Origin of the sequence: Fibrobacter sp. (assembly GCA_012523595.1) — a bacterium.
GTDB lineage: Bacteria > Fibrobacterota > Chitinivibrionia > Chitinivibrionales > Chitinispirillaceae > JAAYIG01.
This window is the reverse complement of sequence record JAAYIG010000072.1, coordinates 1-9,958: the sequence shown is the minus strand read 5'-3', so window position 1 is coordinate 9,958 and position 9,958 is coordinate 1. Positions and strand designations below refer to the sequence as shown.

The following is a 9,958-nucleotide window of genomic DNA, read 5'->3' as shown; positions in this document are numbered from 1 at the left end:
CGAGAGACGGGACTTGAACCCGCGACAGCCACCTTGGCAAGGTGGAGCTCTACCACTGAGCTACTCTCGCAAAGAAAAGACAAAAATACTACAATACCTGTTTGGAGTCAATAAAAGAGTTTCAGCCGGGTCAAGCGGCTATCTGGATACTGCTATCTTTATTCGCTTTTCCGTATTTTCTCCATCATAGAATTTTGCCTTTATTACCACAAGGTATGTACCATTGCCAACTATACGCTTGTTGCGGTTTTTGATATTCCAGTAAACTCCATATACTCCAGTTGTCCCTGCACTCTTTAAAGGTAGATTCTTCTGCACCAGGTTTGCTGTTCCATCGTAGATATCGGCAGTACCATAATGGTCAGTTCCAGGGACAAGCTGCAGGGGAATCTTTGAGTAGAACCCGATCAGTGCCCCTGCTTTGTTGTTGCCTATAACCGGACCGTAAGCAGCGCGTATGCGGCTGTCAAACTCCTTATCAGGTGATGCAGGTGTGGGATAGCCTGTGACTTCAATGCTTGCCTCCCTGTTTACCTCGACTTTCACCTTGACAGGATTGGTGGGATGGTTGCCTTCAGGATCTGTGACATAAATACTGCCTTTCCGAAACCCGATGCTGTCATTCTGCTGGAGAATGTTACTGCTGACATCAACAAGGATCTTGACAGAATTGATGTATTTGTTCTTACATGTTCCTGAGTACGAAGAGCCTTTCAGAAGATTGTTTCCGTCACTTTTGTAAACAAACGAATTTTCAACCGGAGCTTCGAAAAGATCTTCACACAGTATCGGAGTGTTGAATGAGATAATGAGCGTATCTTTGCTGTTGTTTTCGGCACTGGGCTTCAGGACCGCACGTCGTACTACAGGGCCGCGTACATCGGCACGGGTTATCATGTTGGTGGTGATTTTTATGTGGCTGTTGGTGACGTGGCGCTCCGCATAAAAAAAGTCGAATTGATAGACTTCACCATCTACCAGACCCAGAAGTGGTCCGATGCTGTCCATGTCTACAGTCCCGGCCTGGGCAGTGTGTATGCCGCCGAGATCAAGTACCAGGTGATTGTTGACAAACGCCCATACATCATCATCTCCCAGGAATTCAAACCTCAATCCCTGCCTGTATGTAAAGTAGGAATGGAGCTCCATCGTAAAGGAATAATTGTGGTTGTAACCTTCAGGCTCATTGCCAAATCCTTTACCATCGATCCAGAAGAATTCCTCAGTACTGTTTCTGCCGCTTCTTTCGAAAAGATAGACACCATCACCGATGAGGAGGAATGGGAGGGAGTCCTCTATAGTGATATTTTTAAAAGCTGTATCGTAGGATGCATTGATGGTACGGTCAAGCCTGCCGTTGCTTTGATAAACCGGAACCTTGAAATCACCTGGCTCCCAGGGTCTGAACCATTTGTCTATGTTCTGGCTGAAGAAAGGATTGGGGCCGCGCAGAGGTTTGCGGTCCGGACTCAGAGTATCTCTCACCATGCCTTTGTAAACTCCCGCTCTGTGGTCGGGGTTAAACTCAGGATTGCTGCCATCAGCATGGAAATCGTAGAATGTCACCTTTGCCCACATTGTGTCTGCGGGTCCTGATTGAGCAATCGCCGTTGATAACAGCCAAAGACAGATAGTTCCCGCAACCATAAGGTGAGTACAGGTATTCATAATTCCTCCTCTGCAATCCGGAAAAGCTGACAGCTTATTTTTTTACAATTACAAGCACCCTTCGGTTTATCCGTTTGTTCTCCCTGGAATCATTTGGAACAAGCGGACGGGACTCACCATAGCCGATAGCTGTGAAAAGCTCTTCCGGAAGATTCTCTGTCTTGACGAAATAGTCTTTGACGGCCTGGCAGCGTGCCTGGGACAGAGCCGTGTTATCCTGAAATTTCTCCCTGAGTTTCCCAATAATAGGATCATTATCTGTGTGTCCTTCGATGAGCACGGGGTGATTGGGGTAGGTTTTCAGGAAAGCTACAATCTCCTTGAGCACCGGGATGGCATCAGGGGGAAGATCTGCGCTTCCTGAGGCAAAATTAACCGCGATCTGGGTAGCCGTGATGCGGATATACTCTTTTTCCTCCTCTACCTTGAGCCCTCTGATCTCTTTTAACTTTGATAGCAGGTCTGTTTGGCTTGTATCTGTGATCTGCTTTTTCCACATCTCTTTCCGGCTTTTTCCGAAACTCCACAAGAGGTAAATGGTATGTGAGGAAGCCAGGGAACCTTCGGTCTTGATATTGTACTGATAAAAGGAGGTGATCGTTCCCAGGTTTTTCTTAAGAGGGATTCTGATCCCTCCGGCAAGACCCCAGTACTCAACTCCCCTTTCGTCAAAGCCAAGCTGTCCAAAAATGGCAAAGGTATTTAAAATCCAATATCCGGCCCGTGTTGAGAGACCCCACTCAAGATCTTTACCTGCAGATCTGAGGTCTCCGTCGGCTTTGAAATCCTCTACACGTGCCCAGAAATCTCTCAAATCAAGATCAAGCCCGGCTTCCAGGGACTTGTTCAAAAAACAGCCTGCCCAGGAAGCCTTGATATCCCGGGAATAAGAACCGTCATCACTGCCAACAGAGGGTGAAATCAGGTTGACAGTAGATATTCCGAGAAGATGACTCCGGGAGCTGTCGGATGAAACAAGTTTCCAGGAAAATCCAAAATCGAGACCGACTCCGGTTTGGGGCTCCCCGAAATTTGTCTGATGTGCAAGAGCGAAATTTACCCCGGCACTGAGATTTTTCCAGGGTATAAAAGCATAGCTGAGCATGCCGTAAAAATTTTTGTTGCTGATCTCGTTTTCACCTGTAACAAGACGGTTTGATGTTTCATCAAAACGGGCACTCTGCACCTTTCCATCGTACTCCCCGATAAGAGAGACTCCTGCGATGTGATTCAGAAGTATGGGTACTGTCAGGCCCATTTCGCCAAGGGTAAAAGCGCCCTGAAGGACAGGAGATACTGCTGCTCTGAATGTAATATTGCTGGTTTCAGTGAGAAAAGCCGGGTTTGATAAAGGAGAATGATACCACATCAGATCGCGCCATCTGCTGCTTAATAGAAACTCTCCAGGGAGCCCGTCACAGAGTATTCCGGCAGGAAATAAGAGAACAAACAAAAGGAAACTAATTATCAGACAGCATTTTTTTTGTTGCTCAGCACTCATAGATCACCTTTTACAGAGCTGAGATGGTGCTTTCAGGCCAGGTTTCAGTTAACTACAGAGAAAAACCTGCTCACTATTTAATTGTATAACTGTGGCAATAAATTTTTCAAAAAGTACTTTTGTTTTTGCTGCTTTCGGGGCTATGATCCTCTGTCCATTTATCAATTTAAGCTGGCAATAAATGCAGAGAAAACCCGAATTATCGGTAATAGCTTCCAAGGGGGGGATTTATGCTTGGATATCTTAATAAATTAGCCGTTCCAGTCAGTGTAATGCTGCTTTTACTGATGGTTATATCTGTGCTTTATTCCAGCATCGTTTAGTTTGTAACCTGTCTTTGGTTTCTGCGTAGATAATCCGGATAAGATTCGTGAAAAGGTATCCAGTCGTTTGCAGATGAGGAGAAATCATTTTTTTTTGTAGAATAGAGATTTCTCCTCGAAGACTTACTGGCTATATGATTATTTTTCAGCGATAACCAGCATCTCGAAATCATCCATTGCCAGAGTATCTTTTCTGGAAAAAACACCCTGTTTTTGCACCGAATACCCCGATATTATGAAAGCCTGATGTTTTTAAGAGGCAGGTAATTTCCGGAGGTATTTCATTGCAAGCTAATTCCTTTTTAACACCGGAATCATCCACAAAAGCTGTGACATTGTAATCCCTGAATGTCATCAGGATCAGGAAAATCATATTATTAATCTGGATAATCAGGGTGAAAGAGCAACGGGATCCGGCACTGATTCCTGATTCGATATGAAAGTGTAGTTGATGGGGAGTATTTCACCTTTGTTATAATTAAATTAGTTATGATAACCGGAAACTATTGATTTTCTGTTGCTATAAGTTCTGTATCTGAAATGCCTATGCTTTCTGTGAAGATGATCGAGTTAAAAAAACTGAAATTTTAATCGACTGGTAAATATATTTGAACTAAAGGATCTCCCATGATCAACGAACAAAAAAAACTATCCTCAATTTAACCGGTTCGAAACGGTATAACATTATGAAAAAGAATCTGTTATCCCGGCTCCAGTGCGCCAGAATCACTTTTACCGCTTTAGTTCTGGTGATTTCTTTTTCCAACCTGAAGAGCGCAGAGGTATGCGATTGGTCGATTAATACCTGTCCGGAGAATCTCGATGGGCAGGTAATTACAGTGCCCAGAAGTGTTGTCGCACTCTCATCGAACATTTCTACCTGTGATGTTGCCAACATATTTGAGGGTTACGTAGTTATCAGCGGTACACCAGCGATTATGTTTGTAGTGGACAACTCCCTCAGTATGACACAGGGTACCGGAGCCGGCAGAAACGGCAATGACAGGGAGGGAACCAGGTATACTGTTACAAGAAATCTGCTTGATTCCATCTATGCTGTTCAGCCAGAGGCCAGGATCGGACTGGTTGTTTTCAGAGAGGTACTCTATTTTGACCAGCGTACGCATGATATTCTGGTTCCCTTGACAGGGGTTACTGTTACCAATAGGGTTCATGAAAATCAGGCTTACCTTCCTCCATTGCAGCTCAATGGCAGTTATACGCTGAATGGAACAACAATGACCGGAATAGAAATAATCAGGTTTTTCTTGCAGACAAGGGAAAGCAGAGATGGTGCAGTTGAGCTGGTTTATAATCCTCAGTTCTCTACAACCGGTTATACCAATATAAACAACGCCTTTGATGCGGCTCTTCAGGGACTTTTGCAAGTTCCGGTTGCAGATATACCTCTGGAGCAGAGATTTATTGTGTTCCTTTCCGACGGAGAACCACAGAATCAGGGCAGTCTGAACCCATCTTACCATGGCGGGAAAGATCCATATGGTTTTATGGCCGGAACAAACACTCCTACCACTTTTACTGTGTTTCTCAATGATGGCGGAGCAGCACCGGACAGTATGGAAAGGATGACGGAAAACATTCGTAATAACGGTTTTTCCTCATCAAACCCCAAAAGTGCTATCTGGACACTGAGGACAAGTTATGAGGATTTGATGTCGCTGTTTATGAATAACATTCTTCAGCCTATTCTCAGCGTCCAATCCGGGTATCCAACATTTGTGGCGATAAACAATGATACATCGGCTGTACGCACCGATAGTTCCTTTGTTTTCAGCAATAGTTTTGCTCTAAATGAGGATTCAACAAGATTTACGATCAATGTTTCTTATCATTTAACAGATCAGGCCACAGGCCGGGTTTTCGACTCTACCACATATTCTACTTTTACTGTAATAAGAAGAAATGCCCAGTCGCCTTCTGATGGGGAACTTTTGTGCCGCAACAGGGATATCAACCTTTATCACAATGGTTCACCCGTGACTGCGGTGACTGCTGCCATGAGCGATCTGCAGGTGGTTTTTTCTACTTCGGATCCTGCTTATAAGAGTGTAAGTGTTCAGGTCAGTAATATGACACAGACAGACCAGGTAAATCTTTCCCTTTCTCAGTCAGGATCGGGCTTTTCGGGTAATTTTATCAGAGAAATCGCCTCACCAGTCACTGCAGACTTAAAACTGCAGCATGGTACTCAGGACAGTATCATTATTATTTACCGTAATCCGGATATTCCTCTGGATACCATTCGTAAATCATATCCATTTTCCGGAAAGATTCTTTCTCTGAATTCTGCGATTTATTTCGACAGAGATGCCGATGGTTTTGTGGACAGTATTTTCACCGGTATCACAGGAGAGGTGGCCCCATCTGATCTATCCTCTTTGCAGAGTTTAACACATTTACCATCGGCCCGCAGTTTCCAGATTCAGTCTGTCAATATCACGGATGGAGGTCTGGCATGGATAGTCAGGGAGGGCAGCCCGGAGATGAAAACCTACACTGATCCCGGCGATGTAATCAGCATGTCAGATGGAATACTTGCAAGTGGAAATCTGACTGCCGCAGGATCGGTTCAGGTTCAGGACAGGGTAGCTCCGGTTCTTATCAGTGCCCAGTATATTATCTCTGCGAAGGGGGATTCGATAAGCGTTATCTTTTCAGAACCGCCAGCGCCCATTACATCGGTCAGACCGTTTCTTTTTTCCAGAGATGGAACAGTTTACCAGGTTACACTTGAGCAGAACGGAATTTTGTCGGGAAATCAATACACCGCCAGGATCAGCTCTGTTCAGTCCGGTTTCAGTATAAAGGTAAATGATCTGGTCTGGATCAATCCACCCGCAATGATCAGTGATACCAAAGGCAATGCTCAGACAAATGAAAATAATCGCAAAGTACCCATTACAGTCAAGGAGATTCCATACGAGATAATTACAAAAATTATAAACAACCCGTTCAGACCTGAAGATCAGATTCCTGAAGCAGTAAAGATAGCCTATAGTAAAAGCGGCCTTACTCCACCCTCGAATGGATTGACCATAGTGGTGGAGCCAACTGGTGAGGTTTTGCGGAACATAACTCTAAGCGGTACCGTTTCAATTTACGATGTAGTGAAGAATTCCATAATCAAAGATAAACCCGGAGTTTATGATCTGGAAAAACAGAAGTTTTACTTTGCCTGGGACGGACTTAACAGCAATGGCCGGAAAGTCGCAACAGGAACTTATATAGCAGTTGTGAATGTGTTTGATAATCAGAAAAATATCAAAGATACAAAGGTCTTGTATTTAGGAGTGAGAAGGTAAAGAGAGGAAATCTATCTCCGTTGTCGATGGCAATACACCTCTGTAGAACCGGAAAAAATGATGAAAAAAAGCCAACTATTATTGATAGTGACCGCTCTGGTATGTATTACCGGAGTTTCGCTTGTCCAGGCTGACGGCCTGCCCGGGGAATACATACTGTCGGACCAGTGGAGGACTTTTTCCAAATATCACTCTCCATTGTCTAATCCGGCTTTTATGATGGAGCGGTTGTATTCATCCATTCGCGGTGTGGTATCGCTTTCAACTGACAATGCATCCAAGCTCTGGGAGGCCGGGGTTGTGATGCCTTTAGGCTTTTACAACACGGTCGGATTCACAGTTGTAGGAGAAAACGGCCGTACAATACAGAACTGGTCATTTGATGATACACTGGGTTCTGCGAGTAACAACAACTACCTTTTTACACTTTCCTATGCGACAAATCCGATCGGGCGCCTGAACGCAGGTGTCAATATCAATGTTGCCTATTGCGGAAATTTCGGGGAATCCCCTTCCTACAATATGGGAGCAGACCTGGGTTTCAGTTACCGTCTGCTGCTCCATCCGATTCTTGGCTTCCATCTTGTGGGTCTTAATATCCAGAATCCATTCTCTTTTCTTTCAACCGGGAATAATACCGCATATACCTCAAATACGAGGGCTTACTATCACACTGAATTACTTGGGAACAAGATAGAACTGGATATTCAGTGTGATGTAACAGATTTTCTGACAAAAGCCGAGGCATTTGCGACCGGGAGTAAATTTGTCGAGTGGAACGTTTTCATGCAGGGTGGTGTATGGGTGCTGCCCTTCGTAGCCCTGAGGGGCTTTACAAGTGTCGGACATACCAAAAAGGTTGAGTTGTGGGGTGCGGCATGTGAACTCAATGTTCCTCAGGTTAACGGGGGAAGAGATTTTTCGGTTCTTTACCAGTTCAGAAATGAACTCCGGAGTGAACTTCAGGGCACACACTCCCTTTACTTTCGTGCTGACGTAGGTCCCAGCCGCGAGGAGGTTCACTCCAAGAGAATCGGGCGGACGATCAGCCTTAATGCCAGTGAGCTTTATAACCGTGCGATGAAGCATTACTATCAGGGGCAATACTGGAATGCTTATCTTCTTTATATGCGTCTTCTTTCTGAATTTCCGGATTTTTACAAGAATGATCTGGTTACCTATTATGCCGGTTCGTCACTTGAAGAGATGGACATGAGAGAGGAATCGGTAAAGATGTACCAGACGGTAAAAACTGAGTATGCACTGAGCGCTGCGGCACACATGAGTGATCTTGGAATGATGAGAGTGTTTTACCGTCAGGGCTCCTATGACCAGGTGGCAAGCCAGTATGCTGAGCTTAACAAACCGGGTGCACCTGATTCTCTTCTGGCACATGCCAATTATATCATGGGTGAAACTGAACTGGCTCAGGGAGAATACCGCAAAGCACTTCAGTATTTTTCCATTGTTCCTGAGAGCCATCCTGCCTATGTTTTTGCCCAGCATTCCTCTGCAACAGCGCATGCACATCTCAATTCAGGGATGCACATGGTGGCAGCATCACTTGAAAACTGTGTTAGTGCGGAAGTGAAGGATCCTGCGGGAAAAGAGATCGTAAACCGGTCACTTGTCATGCTTGGTTATATCTTTTATGAAGACAATGCTCTGTCAAAGGCTGTTTCAGCTTTACGGATGGTTCCTTCTCAGAGTAACTACTATGAAGATGCGCTTCTGGGGCTTGGCTGGACCGCAATAAAAGCCCGTCAATGGAAAGACTGTATAGATGCAGGACAGAAGCTTTCACAGATCAGCGGCAGGTTTATCATGCAGGGTGAAGGAGCTCTCCTTCAGGCCTACGGAAATATGTTGCAGAAGCAGTACGAGCAGGCCAGGATACTGCTGGAGCCAATAATCGAGAGGCTCAGGAAACATCAAACCCTTTCCGATGATTCCCTGGCTGCTGAGAGAATGCGTTATGAAAGTGATCGGATTCAGTACGCGTTTTTTGCGGAAAATGTAACCAATGTCGCACGTCGGGGAACTCAGGTTAAACAGCATATCCTTGACAGCCTGCACGCAGTACAGATAAAAAGTAAGCAAAAAATTGACAAATACCTTCTTTTCAGGGATGAAGCAAAGCGGACTGTGTTTTTTGAGCGTAATATTAATATGCTCAGGGAAGATCTGGAATATACATTGGCAACGATTCAGAAAATTCTCAGTACCACTGATATCATGAAGGTACAGGAGAAGATGATTCACAAGGACAAGGCAATTTCAAGTGAGATAGAAAAGCTTAAGGAAGAGATGGAAAAAATGGACAAGAACTGACATTTTTCCTGCATGCCCTCCTGAGGGGAGAATCCTGTTTTAGGAATTCTCCCCCTTTTTTTTTAGAAATTCCCGCTAAAACCGCATCCCGCTCCTTCAATCGGTTCACTTGCCGAATTGATAAAATTGAAAGTCCCGTTGGCTGTGTCTCCGTAAGCAACAATATTATAGCAGTTTTCGGCTGTGATTTTATTGAATTCATCTGAATAGAGGAAAAACAGATTGTATCTCCTGTTCTTCGAGAAGTTTGAGTTCCTTACAGTAATTGACTGCTTATTTCCACTTGCGAAAATATCATTATGAGAGTTTCTTGGAAAGTTACAAAAATCAATTTCAGTTGAAGTGAGGTCTCCTAATATATGGATGCAATGTTCAACACTGTCAAAAGTCAATTTTGAAAAAGAGATGCTTGTTGGAGTAGTTACAACTCCAGTACCTGAGCAGGAGAACAGGCAATTCTTTACAAATACTGATTTTGCACCCGAAAATACGAAAAATCCTGTATAGGCACCTGAAATATGGCAATATTCCATGGTATGATAATCGCCGGAAGCCCCGATTCCCCACCAGCTATCCGGTCTGGGAGAAGTACTGTCAGTGGTGAAAACAATGATGCTGTCGCTTTTCCCCTGGGCAAAAAAAGAGCCGTTGCAGTATATCTCAATGATACCTGCTTTAAATAAAGCCTGATTCCGTGAGAATATCGTATGTTAACCATATGGTTCCTGCAAAAAAGCCAAATGCATATTCTATAACGATTTTGCATCAATACGGCACAGCTTATAATTGACATACAATAGTCAATAAGCGTT

Annotated in this window: 6 protein-coding genes; 2 read left to right on the top strand and 4 right to left on the bottom strand. The window is 44.3% G+C overall.

Going from position 1 to position 9,958, the window contains the following annotated elements; translation table 11 throughout:
* Positions 1–138: 138 nt before the first annotated feature.
* The 3 genes from GX089_04325 to GX089_04315 form a co-directional block, all read right to left on the bottom strand.
* Positions 139–1,668 carry a fibro-slime domain-containing protein gene (locus tag GX089_04325; protein NLP01700.1) on the bottom strand — a complete coding sequence of 510 codons (1,530 nt, stop codon included), beginning with the start codon at positions 1,666–1,668 and terminating at the stop codon, positions 139–141.
* Positions 1,669–1,702: 34 nt separating this feature from the next.
* Positions 1,703–3,169, bottom strand: coding sequence for an OmpA family protein (locus GX089_04320; GenBank protein ID NLP01699.1), 1,467 nt, complete (start codon positions 3,167–3,169; stop codon positions 1,703–1,705).
* Between the two features lie 492 nt (positions 3,170–3,661).
* The gene (locus GX089_04315) at positions 3,662–3,865 is read right to left on the bottom strand and encodes a hypothetical protein (GenBank protein ID NLP01698.1); all 204 of its coding nucleotides are present in this window, start codon (positions 3,863–3,865) and stop codon (positions 3,662–3,664) included.
* A gap of 313 nt (positions 3,866–4,178) precedes the next feature.
* Here GX089_04315 and GX089_04310 point away from each other — a divergent pair, with 313 nt between their 5' ends.
* Entirely contained in the window at positions 4,179–6,815 is a 2,637-nt protein-coding gene (locus GX089_04310; GenBank protein ID NLP01697.1) for a hypothetical protein, read from the top strand.
* Between the two features lie 57 nt (positions 6,816–6,872).
* On the top strand, positions 6,873–9,146 hold the full coding sequence (locus tag GX089_04305; protein NLP01696.1) for a hypothetical protein: 2,274 nt from the start codon (positions 6,873–6,875) through the stop codon (positions 9,144–9,146).
* 62 nt (positions 9,147–9,208) lie between these two features.
* Here GX089_04305 and GX089_04300 read toward each other — a convergent pair whose 3' ends face one another.
* Positions 9,209–9,679 carry a hypothetical protein gene (locus GX089_04300; GenBank protein NLP01695.1) on the bottom strand — a complete coding sequence of 157 codons (471 nt, stop codon included), beginning with the start codon at positions 9,677–9,679 and terminating at the stop codon, positions 9,209–9,211.
* Between the last annotated feature and the right edge of the window lie 279 nt (positions 9,680–9,958).